This is a genomic window from Hathewaya histolytica (assembly GCF_901482605.1).
Taxonomy (GTDB): Bacteria; Bacillota; Clostridia; order Clostridiales; family Clostridiaceae; genus Hathewaya; species Hathewaya histolytica.
On the sequence record NZ_LR590481.1, the window covers coordinates 2,318,915 to 2,340,794 of the forward strand.

At 29.3% G+C, this 21,880-nt stretch carries 16 protein-coding genes and 1 riboswitch; of the genes, 3 read left to right on the plus strand and 13 right to left on the minus strand.

The features are described from left to right. The first annotated feature begins 99 nt into the window (after positions 1-99). The 3 genes from FGL08_RS11165 (at position 100) to thiT (ending at position 3,799) form a co-directional block, all read left to right on the plus strand. Positions 100-477 carry an ArsR/SmtB family transcription factor gene (locus tag FGL08_RS11165; RefSeq protein WP_138210863.1) on the plus strand — a complete coding sequence of 126 codons (378 nt, stop codon included), beginning with the start codon at positions 100-102 and terminating at the stop codon, positions 475-477. Positions 478-502: 25 nt separating this feature from the next. Next, entirely contained in the window at positions 503-2,872 is a 2,370-nt protein-coding gene (locus FGL08_RS11170) for a heavy metal translocating P-type ATPase (RefSeq protein ID WP_138210864.1), read from the plus strand. Between the two features lie 138 nt (positions 2,873-3,010). Then, positions 3,011-3,101: riboswitch (TPP riboswitch) on the plus strand. 47 nt (positions 3,102-3,148) lie between these two features. Further along, entirely contained in the window at positions 3,149-3,799 is a 651-nt protein-coding gene (gene thiT, locus FGL08_RS11175; protein WP_138210865.1) for an energy-coupled thiamine transporter ThiT, read from the plus strand. Positions 3,800-3,877: 78 nt separating this feature from the next. Here the strand turns inward: thiT and FGL08_RS11180 are convergent, their stop codons facing one another. The 13 genes from FGL08_RS11180 to FGL08_RS11240 form a co-directional block, all read right to left on the minus strand. Beyond that, positions 3,878-4,744, minus strand: coding sequence for an Mrp/NBP35 family ATP-binding protein (locus FGL08_RS11180; protein ID WP_138210866.1), 867 nt, complete (start codon positions 4,742-4,744; stop codon positions 3,878-3,880). A gap of 26 nt (positions 4,745-4,770) precedes the next feature. Next, positions 4,771-5,610, minus strand: a complete 840-nt coding sequence (locus tag FGL08_RS11185; protein WP_138210867.1) for a YhfM domain-containing protein — start codon at positions 5,608-5,610, stop codon at positions 4,771-4,773. Positions 5,611-5,628: 18 nt separating this feature from the next. Further along, positions 5,629-6,384 carry a prolipoprotein diacylglyceryl transferase gene (locus FGL08_RS11190; RefSeq protein ID WP_138210868.1) on the minus strand — a complete coding sequence of 252 codons (756 nt, stop codon included), beginning with the start codon at positions 6,382-6,384 and terminating at the stop codon, positions 5,629-5,631. 107 nt (positions 6,385-6,491) lie between these two features. Further along, complete coding sequence (locus FGL08_RS11195; protein ID WP_138210869.1) at positions 6,492-10,286, minus strand: N-acetylmuramoyl-L-alanine amidase; 3,795 nt, start codon at positions 10,284-10,286, stop codon at positions 6,492-6,494. Between the two features lie 226 nt (positions 10,287-10,512). After that, positions 10,513-11,100, minus strand: a complete 588-nt coding sequence (locus tag FGL08_RS11200) for a PsbP-related protein (protein ID WP_138210870.1) — start codon at positions 11,098-11,100, stop codon at positions 10,513-10,515. A gap of 125 nt (positions 11,101-11,225) precedes the next feature. After that, entirely contained in the window at positions 11,226-12,725 is a 1,500-nt protein-coding gene (locus tag FGL08_RS11205) for a hypothetical protein (RefSeq protein WP_138210871.1), read from the minus strand. Positions 12,726-12,800: 75 nt separating this feature from the next. Then, complete coding sequence (gene rsmA, locus FGL08_RS11210; RefSeq protein WP_138210872.1) at positions 12,801-13,637, minus strand: 16S rRNA (adenine(1518)-N(6)/adenine(1519)-N(6))-dimethyltransferase RsmA; 837 nt, start codon at positions 13,635-13,637, stop codon at positions 12,801-12,803. A gap of 12 nt (positions 13,638-13,649) precedes the next feature. Next, positions 13,650-14,192: a ribonuclease M5 gene (gene rnmV, locus FGL08_RS11215; protein ID WP_138210873.1), complete on the minus strand. Its 543-nt coding sequence runs from the start codon at positions 14,190-14,192 to the stop codon at positions 13,650-13,652. Between the two features lie 200 nt (positions 14,193-14,392). Further along, positions 14,393-15,448, minus strand: coding sequence for a resuscitation-promoting factor (locus tag FGL08_RS11220; protein WP_138210874.1), 1,056 nt, complete (start codon positions 15,446-15,448; stop codon positions 14,393-14,395). Between the two features lie 327 nt (positions 15,449-15,775). Continuing rightward, complete coding sequence (locus FGL08_RS11225; RefSeq protein ID WP_138210875.1) at positions 15,776-16,540, minus strand: TatD family hydrolase; 765 nt, start codon at positions 16,538-16,540, stop codon at positions 15,776-15,778. A gap of 20 nt (positions 16,541-16,560) precedes the next feature. Beyond that, positions 16,561-18,075, minus strand: a complete 1,515-nt coding sequence (locus FGL08_RS11230; protein ID WP_138210876.1) for a DUF445 family protein — start codon at positions 18,073-18,075, stop codon at positions 16,561-16,563. Positions 18,076-18,257: 182 nt separating this feature from the next. Then, positions 18,258-20,219: a methionine--tRNA ligase gene (gene metG, locus FGL08_RS11235; protein WP_138210877.1), complete on the minus strand. Its 1,962-nt coding sequence runs from the start codon at positions 20,217-20,219 to the stop codon at positions 18,258-18,260. 692 nt (positions 20,220-20,911) lie between these two features. Then, positions 20,912-21,823 (minus strand): DMT family transporter, encoded by a 912-nt coding sequence (locus FGL08_RS11240; RefSeq protein WP_138210878.1) that lies wholly within the window; start codon positions 21,821-21,823, stop codon positions 20,912-20,914. Positions 21,824-21,880: the final 57 nt, after the last annotated feature.

Below are 21,880 nucleotides of genomic sequence, written 5' to 3' on the forward strand. Positions count from 1 at the left end.
CTATATTGATTGTCCACTAAATTAATGTTATCATATATTCAAAGAACATATGAATATATGCTCATATGTTTATATGAATATATTATGGAGTTGATACTAATGCTTAAAAATAAAGATTCCAAGCAACCTATTGAAGTATGCAAGTGTAATGTAATACACGAAGATATAGTTGATAAAGTAAAAAAAGAAATGCTAGATGAAGATACATTGCAAGATATTTCAGATCTCTTTAAAGTTTTTTCAGATTCTACAAGAATAAAAATAATTTTTATTTTATTTAAATCTGAAATGTGTGTATGTGATATAGCAACATTGCTCCAAATGAATCAATCAGCTATATCCCATCAACTTAGAGTTCTAAAACAAGCTAGACTTGTAAAATACAGAAAAGAAGGCAAATCAGTATACTATTCTCTTGACGATAACCATATTGAAGATATCTTCCATATGGCCCTAGATCATATAAATGAAGACTAAGACTTAAATAAGGGGTGAATATATAATGAGTGAAAAAAGGGATTTTAAATTTATATTAAAAGGTTTGGATTGTGCAAACTGTGCAGCTAAAATTGAGGAAAGGGTTAAGAATCTAAGTACTGTAGAAAGTGCTGTTCTAAACTTTAGTACCTCCCTTTTAACTGTAACTATTAAACAAGGGGTTAATAAGGAAATTGTTACTTCAGAAATTGAAGCTATCGTAAAAAAATTAGAACCTGATGTGGAGATAATTGAAACTGTTAAAAATTCAAAATCCACATCTAAAATGAGTTTAATATTAGAAGGACTGCATTGTGCCAATTGTGCAGCAAAAATTGAATCTAAAGTTAATAATTTGGAGGCAGTAAAGGAAGCAAGCTTTAACTTTTCAAATTCTACTTTAAATATAGAATTTGAAAAATTTATTTCAAGAGATGAATTATTTAATAGTGTAAAAAACATTGTAGATTCTACAGAACCTGGAGTTAAAGTAAAATATAAAAATACTTCTACTAAAACAACTACAAAACAGAAATTAGACAAGTCTTATGTTGTAGATAAAAATACACTTATTAGACTATCCTTAGGAACTATACTATTTATTATCGGTTTAATTATGAAGTTTGATTTCTATCCTAAACTTGCTATTTTCCTTGTAAGTTATATTTTAATTGGTAAAAATGTATTATTAAAAGCTTTATCTAACATTAAAAAAGGTGATGTCTTTGACGAAAATTTCCTAATGACTATAGCAACAATCGGAGCTTTTGCAATTAAAGACTTCCCTGAAGCTGTGGCAGTTATGTTATTTTATGAAGTTGGAGAAACTTTCCAAGATATAGCTGTTAATCGCTCAAGAAACTCAATTGCTGACTTAATGGATATAAGACCTGATAAAGCCAATTTAAAAATTGGTGACTCTATAGAAGAAGTATCCCCTGAGGATGTTTCTATTGGCGATATAATAGTTATAAAACCCTATGAAAAAGTTCCCCTAGACGGATTCATATTAGATGGAGATTCGTCTATGGATACCTCAGCACTTACAGGAGAATCTCTTCCTCGTGATGTTAAAAAAGGTGATGAAATCCTAAGTGGATTCATAAATAAAAATGGTGTTTTAACATTGAAAGTTACAAAGGATTTTTCCGAATCTACTGTATCTAAAATTTTAGACTTAGTTGAAAATGCTGGTTCAAAAAAAGCAGAAACTGAGAAATTTATAACTAAATTTGCTAGGGTATATACTCCCCTAGTTGTAATGGCAGCCATTGCCCTTGCATTTATACCTCCAATGATTATAAAAGATTCTAATCTTTTAGATTGGGTACAAAGAGCACTTAGCTTCCTTGTTGTATCTTGTCCTTGTGCTTTAGTTATATCTGTTCCACTAGGATTCTTTGGAGGAATAGGTGCCGCTTCAAAATCTGGTGTCTTAGTTAAGGGAAGTAACTATCTAGAAGCTTTAAATGACTTAGAAACTGTAGTCTTCGATAAAACTGGTACCTTAACTAAAGGTGTATTTGAAGTTAATAACTTATATCCAGCAGAAGGTATTAAGAAAGAAGATCTTTTAAAATATGCAGCACTATGTGAAGCATATTCATCTCATCCAATAGGAACATCTATAATAAAAGCTTATGGAAAAAAAGTAGAAAAAGATAAGCTAAAAAATTATGAGGAAATACCTGGACATGGTATTAAAACAGAGTTTGATGGGAAAACAATTTTAACTGGTAATAGTAAACTTATGAATAAGTTCGGAGTTAACTTTATACCATCAAAAGATATTGGTACTAGCGTATACGTTGCTGTTGACAATAATTTCTTTGGAAGCATAACTATATCAGATAAAATAAAAGAAGATGCAAAAGATGCTATATCTATGTTAAAGTCTTATGGTATTAAAAATCTTGTTATGCTAACTGGCGATAATAAAACCACTGCTGAAAATGTAGCAAATACTTTGGATATCACAGAAGTCCATGCTGAACTACTACCTGGAGATAAGGTTAGCATATTTGAAAATATAATGGCTAAAAAATCCCCTAAAGCAAAGGTAGCCTTTATAGGAGATGGTATAAATGATGCTCCTGTTCTAGCAAGGGCAGATGTTGGATTTGCCATGGGTGGACTCGGTTCTGATGCTGCTATAGAAGCTGCTGACGTTGTTATTATGACTGATGAACCATCCAAAATATCAAATTCAATAAAAATAGCTAAGTTCACAAGAAAAATAGTAACAGAAAATATTTATTTTGCCCTAGGTGTAAAACTTATTGTTCTATTATTAATCGCACTTGGTCTTGCAACTATGTGGGCAGCTGTCTTTGCAGATGTTGGAGTTGCATTACTTGCAGTAATGAATTCTATGAGAGTATTGAAAGTAAAATAAATATTAGATTTTAAATAAGCTTTATCTAAGCAGAGAGTATTTAATTCCTCTCTGCTTAATTTTTAATATTTATTAAATACTTGTAAAATGATTATATTAATACTATAATAACCTTGGAACTAATCATCTAAAATAAAATCTTTGTGCTAGGGGTGTCTTTTTAGACTGAGAAATACCCTTAAAACCTGAACTGGGTAATGCCAGCGTAGGAAAGCATGTGTTTATTAATAAACTATTTTTAAATGCTCCTTGCACAAATAATGAGGAGGTTTTTTTATGTTACCAAAAGGTTTACTTACAGTTCCTAATATTATTTCAATTTTAGTTGTACTAGCTCTACTTATAGCTTTTATATCTGTAAAAAAAATAAAATTAACTACAAATATAATCGTAAAAGTAGGCATGGCTGTAGCTTTATCTGTAGTATTAAACAAAATTACATTATACAAAATGCCTCAAGGAGGTAGTATTACTCCTGGAAGTATGGTTCCTATAGTTATAATGTCTCTAATCTATGGACCTCAAGTAGGTATGCTTACAGGATTCTTAATGGGTATAATTGATTTGCTCTTCGGTGGATATATTGTCCATCCTGCTCAATTATTACTTGACTACCCTCTTGCCTATATGTTTATAGGTCTAAGTGGATATCTTAAACCTAATGTTAAAAAGGATAGTGACGCTATAATAAAATCCAAACTCATATCTGGAGTATTAATAGGTATGGTTGGGAGACTAACATGTCACGTATTATCTGGGATAATTTTCTTTTCAGAATATGCTAAAGGCGCTAATCCTTTTATCTATTCTTTAAATTATAACTTATCATTTTTATCTTTTGAATTTTGTATAACATCATTTTTAGTAGCAATGTTTCCTTTAAAACAAATATTAGCTACTAATAATATAAATATAGATTCTAAATAATAAAATAATTTTTTTAAAATAAAAAACCCGAGATTAAAATTCTCGGGTTTTAATTACTTTAAAAATAATCTTTAAATACTATAATATCACTCTATTATTAGAGTACTCTTTATTGAAGTTTTGTAAAAGCTCATCGTAAGTCTTATCTGAAGATATAAAACTTTCTATATCTCCACTTTCCATATGTTCTATTAATTCTTTATTTATAGGCATTTCAGAAAGTAATGGAAGTCCAAGTTCCTTTGCTCCCTCTTCTGCAGACTTATTAGAAAACACCTTCATTTTTTCTCCACATTTACATTTCACATAGCTCATGTTTTCCACAACCCCAAGGGTTTTTATGTTAAGTTTTTTAGCCATTATAACTACTTTTTTAACTATCATAGAAACCATATCTTGAGGTGTTGAAACTATTACTATACTATTAATAGGTAGACTTTGCATTACTGTTAATGATATATCCCCTGTTCCAGGAGGCATATCTATTAAAAGATAGTCTAACTCTCCCCATTCTGTATCTCCATACATCTGATTTAAAACACCATTTATTACGGGACCTCTCCATATAACTGGTTCTTCTTCTTTTTCTGTTAATAAATTTAAAGATATAACTTTTATACCTTGCTTAGTTTCAACCGGAATAAATTTGAATACCTTTGGGTCTTCTGTCGGACTAATTGTTGCTCTTTCTGTATTAATTCCAAAAAACCTTGGCATAGATGGTCCTGTTATATCTGCATCTAAAACTCCAACTTTATAGCCTGAACTTCTAAGCTTCGTAGCTAATATACCTGTTACTGTTGATTTACCTACTCCACCTTTTCCACTCATAACACCTATTACATTTTTTACATGTCCAAACTTAGGTAATATAACACTACAACCTTTATCTTCTGAAGCCTTTGAGCAACTTGATTTGCTTGGGCATCCATCACAACTACTCATTTTAATTCCTCCTCTAAAAGTTAAAATTAAAAGTCTTTCGGCTTTTTATCATCATAAATATCTATCTTCCAGTTCCTATTAGAGTATTTACCCCAAACATAATACTTTTTAGGCTTAGTATTAGTTTTTTTATAAGAAAATTCAATAATAGATTTATATACTATAGACTTATATCCTTCAGTATCTATATTTATAATTATATCACAGTCTTCAGTTTTTTCTGTAAGTTCAATCATAGGAAATTTTTCTTTTAAACTATTTTTAAACTCTTCTAAATCTGAGGATAAAATAAACTTTTGTATATCTATATCATCTTTTAAATTTAATCCGACTTTTTTATTTGCTAAATCCTTATTACTATCCATATACTTACCTATAGTATCTAGTATTGATTTATAATAAACATTTTTAAAAGCTCTAGGCTTTCTTATATTTTCAAAGTTGTTTAATATATCATTATCTAACCTAGAAGAAACCACATATACATTTTTATCATCGTATAAGTTTCCTCCCTCTTTTTTATCTAGCCCTGCCACATAATTAAAACGATGTACTTCTCCATTTTTTTCATGAATTTCAAATATATAATCTGATTCTAAATAAGATTTGCCATTAGCTTTTTTAGCTGAAGAGAGTATATCATAAGCTTCCTTTATAACATCGTTATTAGTTACAACAAATCTAAACCCTTTATCACGTGTACTTTGAATTACTAATTGTTTTACTTTGTTTAATCTCATATATTCAAAATTATTATTCTTAAGTCCTAATTTAATTTTTGCAGTTCTTAACTTATTGCATCCTGTCATTGTAAAACATATACATAAAATAAAAGTTAAAATAAGCGATTTCTTATGTATCCTCACTCTAAAAACCCTCTCTAACTATTTTTGATTTTTCTTAAATCTATATCTTGAAAACATTAATACTCCAAAAATTAGAGTGAATATAGCAATAAACTGGGATGTAGACAACATTCCCACACTACCTCTTGGATCGTCCCTTAAAAATTCTATTAAAAATCTTCCTATACTATAACTTATAATATATGCCCCAAATACCTGTCCATCTTTATGATCTTTCTTAAGATACAACAATAAAAAAGCTCCTAATAAAAAATCAAATATAGATGAATAAATCTGAGTAGGATGAAGTCTTACCCCCGGAGGTGCAAATAATGAATTTTCAAAAACTATACCTAAATGAGAATCTGTATGTGCACCATAGCAACATCCTGCAAATAAACATCCAATTCTACCGAATCCCTGGGCTATAGCAACACACGGTACTGCTATATCTAGAAACTTTAAAGTATTCCAATTATATTTTTTACAAGCCATATATATAGCTATAACCCCTCCTATTATAGCACCATAAATTACAAATCCATATCCTAAATTTAATAGAATACTTGGTTCATCTATTATAAGCTTAATGTCGGTAATAACCCAAAGGAGTTTACCACCTACAGCACCACCTATAATTGCGTAGAAAAATATACTCCAAACATTATCTTCATTGTATCCATGTTTTCTTGATATATTTAATAAAATCATTAAAGCCGATAATACACCAATAGCTATCATCAGTCCATAACCTTTTATTTCTAGTCCAAAAATACTAAATAAAATAGGTCTCATAGAACACCTCCGTATAATAAATAAGAGAAGCTTTTAAGCTTCTCTTATTTTTTTCTATTTAATTATAATACTTATATTACTCTAAATCAATTTAATTCACATTTTGTTTAAAATAAATCTGCTATAGAACTTGCTATTGCATCCACCATTTTATTTTGAGTATTAGAATTCATGAATTTATCCCTATCTCTAGGATTGTCTATAAATCCACACTCTATAAGTACTGAAGGCATAATAGCATTTCTTGTAACATATAAATTATGATCTTGTGCTCCCCTATCCTTAAAGCCTACATTCCCTAACCTCTTAGCTATAAGCTTAGATAGTTCTCTACTTTTTATAGCCTCATTACAAGGAGTTCGATCATATATAACATCACCAATTGTTACAGTGCCAGATGTATCTAACTTTGGCATATATGTGCTATAATGAGTGCTTGTACCTTCTCCTCCTGGAGTTGCATCATGATGTATACTAATAAATAAATCAGCTTTTCTAGAATTTGCTACATTTATCCTTGCTTCAAGATCTTCTCTTACCTCTCTATAATTTACAGGTATGTAATCTCTTGTATATATAACATCATATCCCATAGTCTTTAATTTATTTCCTAATTTCAATGTTAAATTTTGATTTATCTCCGCTTCTTTTAAGCCTGCAGCTTGGGCACCTGGATCTTTTCCACCATGTCCAGCATCAAGTACTATGAGTTTACGTGCAACTGACGCTTCTATAGTTATTGGGTCATATCTAAAGTCATCTGTTCTATTTCTAGATCCTTTATCTTTTACATGAATACCCAATAAGTATCTTCCCCCACTTGTTGGTGCTGTCCAATTAAAGTTAGAACTTTCACTATAATCTCTTAGTATAGCCCAAGAATTCGTTCTTAGGTCTTTTAGCCAATATTGATATAACACTTTTGAATCTGCATTAGCAGATGCCTTTAATGTATATGTTTTTCCACCTTTATAGTTGCTACCTTTAACCTCATTGGCTCCATCATACACCTTAAACTCATTTAACTTCGCTTTTCCTGGAGATAATACTATTGGATCATATCTAAAGTCATCTGTTCTATTTCTAGACCCTTTATCTTTTACATGAATTCCTAATAAGTATTTTTCCCCATTTGTTGGTGCTGTCCAGTTAAAGTTAGGATTTTCATTATAATCCCTTAATATTGCCCAAGAGTTCGTTCTTAAGTCTTTTAACCAAAATTGGTATAACACTTTTGTATCTGCATTAGCAGATGCTTTCAATGTATATGTTTTTCCAGATTTATAGTTGTTACCTTTAACCTCATTAGCCCCATCATATACCTTGAAATAATTTAACTTAGCTTTTCCTTGGGATACTACTATTGGATCATATCTAAAGTCATCTGTTCTATTTCTAGACCCTTTATCTTTTACATGAATTCCTAATAAGTATTTTTCCCCATTTGTTGGTGCTGTCCAGTTAAAGTTAGGATTTTCATTATAATCCCTTAATATTGCCCAAGAGTTCGTTCTTAAGTCTTTTAACCAAAATTGGTATAACACTTTTGTATCTGCATTAGCAGATGCTTTCAATGTATATGTTTTTCCAGATTTATAGTTATTACCTTTAACCTCATTGGCTCCATCATATACCTTGAAATAATTTAACTTAGCTTTTCCTTGGGATACTACTATTGGATCATATCTAAAATCATCTGTTCTATTTCTAGACCCTTTATCTTTTACATGAATTCCTAATAAGTATTTTTCCCCATTTGTTGGTGCTGTCCAGTTAAAGTTAGGATTTTCATTATAATCCCTTAATATTGCCCAAGAGTTCGTTCTTAAGTCTTTTAACCAAAATTGGTATAACACTTTTGTATCTGCATTAGCAGATGCTTTCAATGTATATGTTTTTCCAGATTTATAGTTATTACCTTTAACCTCATTGGCTCCATCATATACCTTGAAATAATTTAACTTAGCTTTTCCTTGGGATACTACTATTGAATCATATCTAAAATCATCTGTTCTATTTCTAGACCCTTTATCTTTTACATGAATTCCTAATAAGTATTTTTCCCCATTTGTTGGTGCTGTCCAGTTAAAGTTAGGATTTTCATTATAATCCCTTAATATTGCCCAAGAATTCGTTCTTAGGTCTTTTAACCAAAATTGGTATAACACTTTTGTATCTGCATTAGCAGATGCTTTTAATGTATATGTTTTTCCAGATTTATAGTTGTTACCTTTAACCTCATTAGCTCCATCATATACCTTAAACTCATTTAATTTAGCTTTTCCCGGAGATAATACTATTGGGTCATATCTAAAATCGTCTGTTCTATTTGGAGATTCTTTATCTTTTACATGAATTCCTAATAAGTATTTTTCCCCATTTGTTGGTGCTGTCCAGTTAAAGTTAGGATTTTCATTATAATCCCTTAATATTGCCCAAGAATTCGTTCTTAAGTCTTTTAACCAAAATTGATATAATACTTTTGAATCTGCATTAGCAGATGCTTTTAATGTATATGTTTTTCCATATTTATAGTTGCTACCTTTAACCTCATTGGCTCCATCATACACCTTAAACTCATTTAACTTCGCTTTTCCTGGAGATAATACTATTGGATCATATCTAAAGTTATCTGTTTTATTTACAGATCTCATATCTTTTACATGAATTCCCAATAAGTATTTTTCCCCATTTGTTGGTGCTGTCCAGTTAAAGTTAGGATTTTCATTATAATCCCTTAATATTGCCCAAGAATTCGTTCTTAGGTCTTTTAACCAAAATTGGTATAATGCTTTTGAATCTGCATTAGCAGATGCTTTTAATGTATATGTTTTTCCATATTTATAGTTGTTACCTTTAACCTCGTTAGCTCCATCATATACCTTAAAATAATTAATTGTTGCTTTTTGTATAAATTCTTGTAAGGTCTTTACATAGTTTATTGATTTAACTATGTCTTCACCATAACCTAGATCTGATGCCCATTTCCCTGAAAGTCCTTCGACATAAGGAGAAATACCTTTTTCAACTAAATGGTATCTTGGATCTACCTGTTTATTTTTTAATGGTTCTTTACTAGCATAAGCTTTTAAATGCTGTACTACCGCTCTTATACCAGTCTTAATATCTGGAAAACTATCCCCTTTAGCTCCTCCACCTACGGCACCAATACCTGCAAAATTATTTTGGTCTGATCCAACATCGCCCCCAAACTTAAGATAGCCTGTTTCTTTCATCATCTGAACAAAAGCAACATCTGGACGAATCCCTTCATACTCTGCTTCTTCCCATGTAGAGTTGACAAAATAAACTATGTCATCCTCACTTTTATTAGGATTTCCATTTTTTAAGTATGTAACAGCTTGTCCTTTTGTAATTTCTGCTTTTCCCATAATAGGCGTTTTAGAAGATGAGACCTGTAAATAATTTAGTGTACGAGAATTTTTCTTAACCACCTTTATAGAATCATTCTGCACTGGTTCCTTACTTTTAATTTTAATAGATTTAATATCTTCACTCGTATTCCCTTTATCATCTTTCATCATAAACTTTAGATTATACTGTCCACTATAGAAATTTGAAATGTCAAATTTGTAATTAAAATTAGTTATATATAAATTTTTACTTTCTCTTTCTATAGCTTTTTTATCCTTTAGGTTTAAATCTCCTAACTTAGAATCGTTAATAAGTATGGATACACTAGTTAAATCATTGGCACTTTCAATAACTCCATCTATATATCCTTCTTCTAGTGTATTACCTTCTTTGAGATTTCCTAAAGTTACCTTTACTGATGATTGTTTAAGCGTCTCTATACCATAAGCAACTTGTGGTGTAAAAATAAGGCTTATAACAAATAGAGACAGAAATACCGAATAAATCTTTATACCTATCTTTTTCATATTATCCCTCCATATATTAATAATATAATAATTGATGTAGATTTTATAAAGGGATCTATTTAAGTGAAGGTATTTTGTAACTATAAATTAAAAGTTGTCTTGTTTTGTTGTAGTATAGCTTTTTATATAGTTTTCCAATTCTATTAATTCTACATCTATATATGAAAATCCTTCTAAAAGAACTTTTTATTTAAAAAATTAATGTTTTTTTTAATACTATTGAATTTTACTCTTGAAATTTAACAGTATCTACTATGGTTTTAAAAATTCTACTCATATTACTGGTAAAGTTCTTCTTATTTACGAAAAATGAAAACCTAATAAACTTATTACCTCTTTCAATGAAATACTCCTCAGCTCTATAAATATTCCCTGGGGTAACTTCTATTTCGTATGTAATCAAGTATCCATTCCCTTTATCAGTTTCTAATTTCTCCATACTATAATTAATTATTTTATTTTGTTTTTCTGATATATCTTTGCTTTGCTCTAGAAACTCCTTTAATTTTTTTTTACTATTCCATATTTCAACATACCCATTTATAACACCATCAGGGGATTTAAAATTGTTATGATATATTATCTCCCCACCCCCAAATGATTCCTCTTTAGTTTGCCAGTTAACTGGTAATAAATATTTTAAAGTTTTTTCACTGTCACTATACTGTTTCAATTCTTGTATATTATTTTGAGTAAATGTACTTAACTTTAATCTATCATGTAATTTTGTTTCTCCGAACATCATTAACCCCATAAGTAAAAATAGAACTAAAACAGTAAATACTTTTTTCCCATGTAAAACCATTAACCTCATATAATACCCTCCATTCTTTTTTACAAATACAGTAAACTATATGAAATTATTTTTGCTTTTATTCCAAAATAAAAACTGCCTTGTCTAAAATCTTAAGGCAGTTTTTATAATTATATATTAAATCTTTAGCATTTCTTTATAGGTATAACAACTGTAGACTTTCTAAAATCGTAGAACATTATCCAATATCCATAATCCTTTTTATTCTTACATGGAACCCAAGTTACAAAACCAGTTCTGCCACCGTATGGTTGGCACTCTTTACTCTTTGTACCTGGAATAGCATACATTATATACATTAACTTTCCTTCTTTGTTACACTTATACCCCATACAATAATGTTCATGTTTACATATATATGAATAATAACAAAGCATAGGATAATACATTACAGTATATCTATGATAATCTGAGTTATCATACATATCATCTAAATCTTTTACAGGCACCTTGTACCATACACTATATGGTATCTCCTTAGATATATGATCTACTTCTTCAAATCCGCAACATATACCTTTAAAGTAGTTCCCAAGTTTCCCTATAGGATAGTTATTTTTACAGCAACAGTCATCCATATGTTTTTTATGTTTCTTGTGTTTACGAACCATATCTTCTAAAGTACAGTATTCTATTTCTTCATTGTTATCTAATGTACCTATTTCATTCATAAACATATCCACATACTCTTTTTCTTTAATGCTAGTATCATCCTCTTTATCATATTTTGTATCTACACTATGTTCTATTTCCTTATTAATTTCACATTCTGTACATTTTTTAAATTCTTTCATCTCAACTTCAGCCGTTACAGGCTCTTTTTTCACACTTATCTCTTTTTCTTGTACATTTTCTCTTTCTAGCTCTACCTCTTTTTCTTCTACACTTTCTTTTTCTAGCTCTATTTCCTTTTCATCCACATTTTCCATAGGTTCTTTTCTTATATTAGTTTCTATTGTGTCATTAATTTCCCTAGATTCACACTTTACCTCTTCTTCATTTTTAGCAGGAATCTCGTCTTTATCTTCCCTCACTTCTTTATTATCATCAACTTTTGATTGAACTTTTTCCTCATATTCCTTAAATTCTTTTGAGTCCAGTTCTTCTTTAACTTCACTTATATCACTATTTTTTCTAGTTTCTTTTTCCTTCTCAGTAGGTTTTTCTTCTTCATCTTTTCTTTCTTCTTTGTATACTTTTACAACCTCATACCCCTTCCAATCCCTTGGGACATCATTATTAGTAAATCCACTCATTAAAGAAATTATGTTATTATCTATTACTTTTGCAATAGAAGCCCCTATGATATGTGACATAGAAATTTTAGAGTTAGCAATATTATCCAATTCATATTCACTATTCACATCGATTCTGCCTTGTTCATCTGTTGATAATTTTCCTGTTACTACAAGTTTCTTCTTGTTTTTATCATCACAAACTAAAACCATATAATATGGTTCCATATCAGGATTTATGTTTTGAGCATAGAAATAGACCTTGCACTTATTATTCTTTTTTTCTAGCTTAACATATCCAGAAGAACTCTTCTCTCTCTCTAAGGCATAACCTTTTTCATCTTCTTGTAATATTATAAAGTATCTTGAATAACTTTTTTTAGAAGCCAATTTAGTCCCTCCATATACAACATATTCTTTATAATATATGAAAGGACTTTTGAAAAGTGAACTTATTTAGTTAAATTATTTAAATTTCAATATAGTATTAGTTAAATTTGCAAATTCTTGAAGAGTTAAGGTCTCTCCTCTTCTTTTTGAATCTATTTTACTTTCCTCAAAAATATTCTCCATAGTGCCTTTTTCAATACCTAAATTTTTCGTTGCGTTCCAAAGTGTTTTTCTCCTCATGTTAAAAGCGGCTCTTACTACTGCAAAAAACATCTTTTCATCTTGAACCTCTACACTAGGTTTTTCTAACTTCTCAAGCTTAATTACTATGGATTCTACTTTAGGTCTTGGAATAAAGCAACTAGGTGAAACTTTTCTTATAATTTCTGTATTACAATAATATTGAGTTAATATAGATAATGCCCCATATTCCTTTGTATTAGGGTCAGCTGCCATTCTCTCTGCTACTTCCTTCTGTATCATTATAGTTAATGACTTAAAATTACATCCTTCTGTAAGTAATTTAGAAATTATAGGTGTAGTTACATAGTATGGCAGATTAGCAACTATTTTTACAGAGTTTTCTTCCTCTATAATATCTTTAAAATCTATCTTTAATGCATCTTTATTAATTAGCATAAAATTATCAAAAGAAGAAAGCTCTGTTTGTAATATCGGTATTAATCTGCTATCTAATTCCACTGCACAAACCTTTTTAGCTCGTTTTAAAAGTTCTTTAGTTAACGTCCCAACTCCAGGACCTATTTCAATTATAAAATCTTCTTTAGTTACATTAGCTGAATCTAATATATCAGAAAGAACAGTCTCATCAATTAAAAAATTCTGTCCTAGACTTTTAGAAAACTTAAAGTCATATCTATTTACTAGTTCTTTAGTATTTAAATTATCCATAACACAGCTCCTTTAAATTTTATCTTCTATTCTATTTAAAGCTTCTACAAATTCTTCTTTACTTATACCATAATTGTTAAGCCTAGTAATAATTTGATTTGTGTTACCATATCCAATTCCTAATTCCTTACCTAGAAGTTCTCTTTTCCTTCTAGAATCTTCTTTTCCTGTAAGGTTAAAATATATCATATCTTCAATATCAAAGAAATATCTTTTCTCTGTTACTTCAAACTTAGCATTTTTAAGGGCCTTTAATATAGTATCAGGTGAAGCATTCTCAACTCCAATGTCCCCATCTTTTAACCCATCCTCTTGTGATATATAAGCATGTTTAATATTAGGTACTCTTTTAGAAATTATTTTCCTTATCTTCTCTCCTGCAAAATCGGGATCTGTAAACACAATAACTCCACACCTTTTTTGGGCTTCCTTTATCTTTTCTATTACATTTTTATTTATACCAAAGCCACCAACGGCTATTATTTCTGCATCTACGGCTCTTTTAACAGCTGTTATATCATCTCTTCCTTCCACAACTATTACTTCTTTTATCATAAAGCTTTCCTCCAAACCCTAATAAAAATATTAAACTATTTAATTATACTATAAAATTAATTTCCTTTTAAAGTTTATATTAATATAATAGCATTGTAAATAGTCTATAATATTATTATAAAAAATAAAAGATAATCTATATTTTAGATTATCTTTTATAGTTTAACCATTTTATAAATGGATCTCTTTATATTTTAAAATTAATTCAAAATATAAAGATTTACTGTTCTAACACCCCATTGCTGGGTTTGAGCATACGTGTCCATGAAAAGGTCTATTTTATTTCCTTTTATGGCTCCTCCCGTATCTTCAGCAACAGCTAATCCATAACCTTCTACATAAACCTTTGTTCCCAAAGGAATAACCGTTGGATCTACAGCTATAGTGCTATATCCATTTGGATTTCTTTTCGCCCTGTTTCCGCTTGCTGTCATTCCTGCATAAGGATCATCTCTAACGCCTAAATGATTAAAATCAGCTGTATATGCCGTTGCTGTTAATGATATTTTTTTAGAATAGCCCATAGGAGAACCTTGCTTAGAACCACGTGAATTTCTAGGCTTAATCATCATCTTAGTTCCTACTGCTAAAATTTGATTAATAGGTTTCTTTATGATCTTTTCTTCTACCACTTTTCTTGATACTTCTTTTCCGTCTTCATATACAACTTTTGTAGAGATTAATTTCTCCCCATGCTTACCATCTTGTACTACTTTCTGAGTACCTTTTTCATAATCATCAGTCTTTTTTACTTCTTTAGAGAAGTCAACTTTCTGTTTATTTTCTAGTATCTTTTCTTCTACTCGTGTTATGCTTACATTTAACCCTTCTTTTATCTTTGAATCAATTTCTGGAGATATTTTATCAAGCTTGTTTAATTTTACATCTTGTTCTGTCAATACATCACCTACTGTATTTTTTACAGTTTTTACATTTAACTGTTTTCCATCAACAGATAATGCAACATTAATTGCTTTTTTAATATTAATCTTATCTCCATTTTTTATCTTGCTGTCTGCAGGTACAGAAATCCAATCCTTTTCTCCTAAGGAAATATTATTTTCACTTAATACAGTACTTAAATTACTGCTTAAGGTTGTAATTTCTGTATCCTTATTATCTATTGTCACTGTTATGGTCTTTCTCATTTTTAAAATTGTAATTGTTGTACAAGTTAAAATCAGGATAAAAACTATAAGGGTTTTTGGTATTTTGAAAAAGTAGTCTTTAAGCTTTTCTTTCGACACCATATTCATTTTTTCCCCTCCTTTAAAGAGTCTTTGTGTATTATACCTTAATTTATTTTTTACGTCAAATGGGGCAAAAATATCATTAGTAAAAAATGCTTTAAAAGCATACTTAGTGTAATTAATAAATTACAGATTCTTTTATAGAAGGTTATATCTTTCTAGCTTGTAATAATTATATGCAGCCATTTTTCATATAATTACTATTTAAACAATTTAATGCTTAAATTTCCCCCTTACTCCTTACTGTACAGGTAAAATAAACAATTGAAAACTTGGAAAAAATTTCATATATTTTTTCACTTAAGATATTATATCATATTAATTCCGTATTTACTATAAATTTAGAAGTTTTTTAACATTGTCAATGGTTATTTTTTCTATTTCCTCACTTTTTAACTTTTTAATTTCAGCTATCTTTTCAATAACATATTCAATATAGTCCGACCTGTTTCTTTCTCCTCTATGAGGAGTCGGTGCCATATAAGGACAATCCGTTTCTACTAAAAGCCTTTCCATTGGAACTGTCTCTACAACCTCTATAATTTTTTTTGCATTTTTAAATGTTACAACTCCTGTGATTCCAATGTAATATCCCTGATTTAAACATTCTTTAGCAAACTCAACACTTCCTGAAAAACAATGTACAACACCTTTTACATCTGGAAATTCTTTAATTATATCAAGGGTATCTTTATGTGCATCTCTATCATGTATCACTACAGGAAGATTTAGTTCCCTTGCAAGCTCCATTTGCTTTCTAAAAGCTTCTTTTTGCACTTCTTTTGATGGATTCTCCTCCCAGTAATAATCTAATCCTATTTCACCTATAGCTCTAACTTTATTATCTTTAGCCATTTCTTTTATTTCTTTTATAATATCATCTGAAACTATATCAGCATATTCTGGATGAACTCCAACTGCTGCATATATGAAGTCATATTTCTTAGCAAGTTTAAATGAATCTCTAGCCCCTTCAATAGATGAGCCACAGTTTAATATTCCTATGATACCTCTATCTTTATTCAAACCTTCTAAAAGTTCATGTCTATCTTCATCAAAACTTTCATCATCATAATGTGCATGAGAATCAAAAATCACCTATACCACTCCATTTCTATTTACATAATATTATTGATAATAGGAGTTAATATTCCAATTATCCCACCCAAAAGAGCACCTAACCAAGTAATTGCATTTAATTCTTTACTTGCAATATCTAAAACAATTTTTTCTGTAAATTCAACATCAAGCTCATTTATTTTTTCTTCTACCATAGAAGAGATATTCAAAGCCTTAAATATATTTTTACTTTCAACTTTAAACAAATTGCCATAAATATTATCTATCCATGCATCTAATTCTGTAAGATGCATATTTCCAGCATTCTCCGGAATTATCTCATTTAAATTCTTATTAAGCAACTCTGCTATTAAGCTTTGAAGAGTTGGTGCTATTGTAGAATCAAGATTCTTTGGTGAAACTAGTTTTTTATATACTTTATCAAAAGTATCTTTTCCATTAAATTTAATCATATTTAAAAGATCCTCAAAAGTAACTCTATCTTCCTTTAATTTTATTTCTATAAGATTTATTATCTCTTTAACTAGATCTTTTGTTAATAGTTCATTACTAAGTAATGAAACTATATTGTTAATTAAATCCTCTCCATCTTCTTTAGAAAACTCTTCTACAATTTCTGATATTTCCTTTTTGGCAAATTTATCAATTTGTTTATTTATAAATGAAATAATGGCTATCTTAGCCTTTTCTTTTTCTAAATTTTCCATAATGATAGGAATTGCTTTTTCGTACAATGTATCAACATTTATAAACATAGCTACCATAGGATTTAACTTCGTTTTAACAGCATCATATAATATAGTTTTTATTTCTTTTTCCATATCTTCTTTTTGCAGAAACTTTTCAATTTCAGCTACAATTTCATTCCTATGGTTATATATATAATTCTTAATCATATCTATACTTTTTTGTGATACAATTGAGTCTAAACTTTCATTTTTCTGGATTTTTTTATTTATTACCTTTATTAAATATTCTTTTATATATTCTTCAACTTTTTTAGAATCCATATACCTATAAACCTCTTCATTCATAGTAGCTTTTATATGCATTCTATCTGATTCTTTTAAATAATCATAAATTGGTCTCTTAATAAATACTTGGGATTCACTTTTAATCCCTAAATATATAGCATCTTTAAACTCATCGCGCCTTGCATAAGATATTAATGAATGATTTATACTGTTAGAAAACTTTTGTATTATTTCTTGTTCTTTTCCTTTAAACATATCATGTAACAACACTTTTATTTTTTTATTACTATTAAATAATGTTTTAAATTTATTTAGAATCTCCTTTTTAACTGCTTCTTTAACCTCTTTTTTCTTTAAAGACTTAATAAGGGTATCTTCAGTAATTAAGTGTTCGCCAATAGCTTCTCCCACACTCCTAGAAATTCTATATCTCTCTTTTGGTATAAGTCCAGGTGTAAATGGAACCTTAAAACCTAAAATCCTCTTCTCTTCACGAGGTTTAAATAACATCTTTATAGCAAGCCAATTTGTAAAATAACCAATAACCGCGCCCACTATTATAGAAATAACGTACTTCATTAAATTCACCTCTTTTAGTTAAAATAAATCTTAATATATATGTTTTACTATTTTATAATATAATAGTCAACTTACCTATATAATTTACAAAGTTTATATATAATTTTTATAGAATATATTTCTTAAATAAAAATAACTTTGAGAATTAAAGAATGCTCAAAGTTATTTTTACATACATTTTACTATCTTACAATACTACCTGTTGGAATATTATCTGCCACAGAAGTTACTTTAAGTTCACTATCATCATTAGTAGCTGCTGATAAAATCATTCCTTGAGATAGTTCCCCTCTTAATTTCGCTGGTTTTAAATTGGCAACTAAAACAACTTTTTTACCAATCAAATCTTCTGGTTTATAGAACTTAGCTATTCCAGATATAATTTGTCTAACTTCTCCACCTAAATCCACTTTTAATTTTAGTAATTTATTTGCTTTTTTAACAGGTTCACATTCCAGTACTTTTACTACCCTTAAGTCTATTTTTTCAAAATCCTCTATAGTAATCTCTTCTTTTATAGGAATCATCTCTTGCTCTTTTTCTATACCTAAAGCTTCCTTAGCTTTTTGTCTTTGTTCTTCTGAAATCTTTTCAAGTTCTTGAAGTTTAGCTTCTACATCTATCCTTGGGAATATTACACCGTTTTTATTTACCCTAGTACCAGATATAGTCCCGTTAAACTCATTTAGACTTTCAAATGAATCTTTTTTAATTCCTAATTGCTCATTTATTCTTTCACTAGCCTTTGGTAAGAAAGCACTTAAAAGTATAGAAGAAAATCTTATAGATTCACTTAAAATATATAAGACTGTGCCAAGTCTTGACTTTTTATCTTCATCTTTACCTAATACCCAAGGCTCTGTTTCATCTATAAATTTATTTGTTCTTCTAATTAGTGACCATATACTATCTAGGGCAACTGGTATTCTTAAATTGTCAATGGCTTCTTCTACCTTTTTAGGAGTAGCTAATGCAAGAGAAATAAGTTCCTCATCTATATCAGCCTTTTCCCCTATCTCTGGAATTTCTCCTCCAAAATATTTATCTATCATAGTAACTGTTCTTGATACCAAGTTTCCAAGGTCATTTGCAAGATCAGAATTTGTTTTTTTGATAAATATTTCATTGCTAAATATTCCGTCTGATCCAAATGGAATTTCATGTAACAAATAATATCTTACAGCATCTACACCAAAATGACTAACAAGCATTTCAGGATCCACTACATTACCTTTAGATTTTGACATTTTACCATCTTCAAGCATCAACCAACCATGGCCAAAAACTTGTTTTGGAAGAGGTAAATCTAGGGCCATTAACATAATTGGCCAATAGATAGTATGGAATCTTATAATATCTTTTCCTACTAAATGTACATCTGCTGGCCAGTATCTTTCCATTATGTTTTCCTCAGAGTTTTCATATCCGAGAGCTGAAATATAATTTGAAAGAGCATCTATCCATACATAAACTACGTGTCCTTTATCAAATTCCACTGGTATTCCCCAATCAAAAGAGGTTCTAGATACACATAAGTCTTGTAACCCTGGTTTTAAAAAATTATTTAACATTTCATTTTTTCTTGATTCTGGTTGAATAAACTCTGGATGAGTTTCTATATATTCTATAAGCTTAGGTGCGTATTTAGACATTTTTAAAAAATAGGCTTCTTCTTTAGCTTTCTCTACAGGTCTTCCACAATCAGGGCATTTCCCACCTTCTGCTTGTGTATCTGTCCAAAATGATTCGCAAGGTGTGCAATATAATCCTTCATAAGAACTTTTATAAATATCACCTTGGTCATATAATTTTTTGAATATCTTTCCTACTGTATCCATGTGATGTTTATCTGTAGTTCTTATAAATGTATCATACTTAACATCCATGATGTCCCATAACTTTCTAATACCTGCTACTATCTCATCTACATATTCTTTTGGTGTTACTCCCTTTTTCTCAGCAAGTCTTTGAATTTTTTGACCATGTTCATCTGTCCCTGTTAAAAACATTACATCATGTCCTGTTAACCTTTTAAATCTTGCTACTGCATCTGCAGCTACAGTGGTATAAGTATTACCAATATGAAGCTTTGCAGATGGATAATATATTGGAGTTGTAATGTAGAAAGGTTTTTTATTACACATATATATACCTCCTTAATTTTTCAATAATTATTGAATCATATTTAGTTTAAATTATATTGTTATTTATTATATAAAATAAAAAATCCTCTAAGCATTACTGCTTAGAGGCGTTTCATCGCGTTACCACTCTAATTCACATTTATATCTCTACAAATGTCTCAATAGGTTGCATATTTATAAATAACTTTTATAAATATATAACCATGCAATTTAACGTATGCTAACGTAGTAATTTTACTTATCCGCATAATAAGCTCAAAAACTAGACTCAGAGTCCATATTCATAAACTTCTATATTGCTAGCTTTCACCTAACCTAGCTCTCTTTAAATATATAAATTTATTACTCTTCTCTTCATAGTCTTTAAATATATAAATTTTTCTATTATCAATAATATATAGTATAGATTTTATTATGTCAAGATTAATAATACTTATACCCTATTGATTTATTAAAAGAAATTATATGTAAATAAAAATTATTTTTAAACTTTTCTAAAAAGTATGTTTAAAAACAAATTTTATGTTAATACTATAAATACATATATGATCCCCCTAAATTATATATGTATCCCCCCATATGGAGCACGAAATTTTTGTGCTAACCCCTTAAAAAATCAGAGGTATTATCCTCTGATTTTTTTATATGTCTATTCCCTTATATTATGAAAATTTTCTTATTTATATTCAACTTTATTCACTTAAGTCTTTCTTCAAATTACTTCTTCTCAGAAACTTTAACTTAGTTTCAGAAGTAACTAAAGCTATAAATATTATTATGCATCCTAAAATCATCTTTGGTGTAAATTTCTCTTTCAACAAAATTGCAGAAAATACAGATCCAAAAACGGTTTCTAAACAAAGAATAATCGCTGCATGTGTTGATGATGTATACTTTTGAGCAACATTTTGTATTATATATGCAATCATAGTACTTACAGAACCTAAATAAAATACGGCAAGCCACCCCTTAGTGGATATATCTAACGGAACTTGTTCTTTAGTAACTAAAGCACATATTAATGATAGTATTGCTGCCATTCCCATTTGCAGTATAGTAAGTATAACTGGGTCTGTTTCTTTTATGTAATATTCAATAAATACAATTTGAGCTGCAAAGAATATTGCACATATTAAAGTTAAAGTATCACCTTTTGCAATACTAAATCCTCCATCTAATGTAAGTAAGGATGTACCCAAAAGACAAAGAACTGTAGATAGAAATGTATACTTATCAGGTGCCTTTTTAGTTACTATCCAATAAAGAAAAGGAACAATAACAACATATATACCTGTTAGAAAAGATTGTTTCCCTGGTGTTGTAAATTGTAATCCTATAGTTTGAAGTGAAAATGCTAAAAATAAAATACTTCCTACTACTGCACCGGCCTTTAAATCCTTTTTAGAAACCTTCTTTAACTTTTTAAAGAACAAAATACATAAAAATACAAATGCTATACTAAATCTAATTGCCATGGTATAAAAAGGTTTTATCCCTTCCTTTAAAGCTGTATCTGTTGCTACAAAGCCAACTCCCCATATAATGGCACACAAAAGTAATGATAAATCCGCTATAAGAGATTTTTTATTATCTACCTTCTCCATTCCATCTCCCCCTTAAAATATTCTTCTGTATTCCTTCAATTAATATAATATATGCAT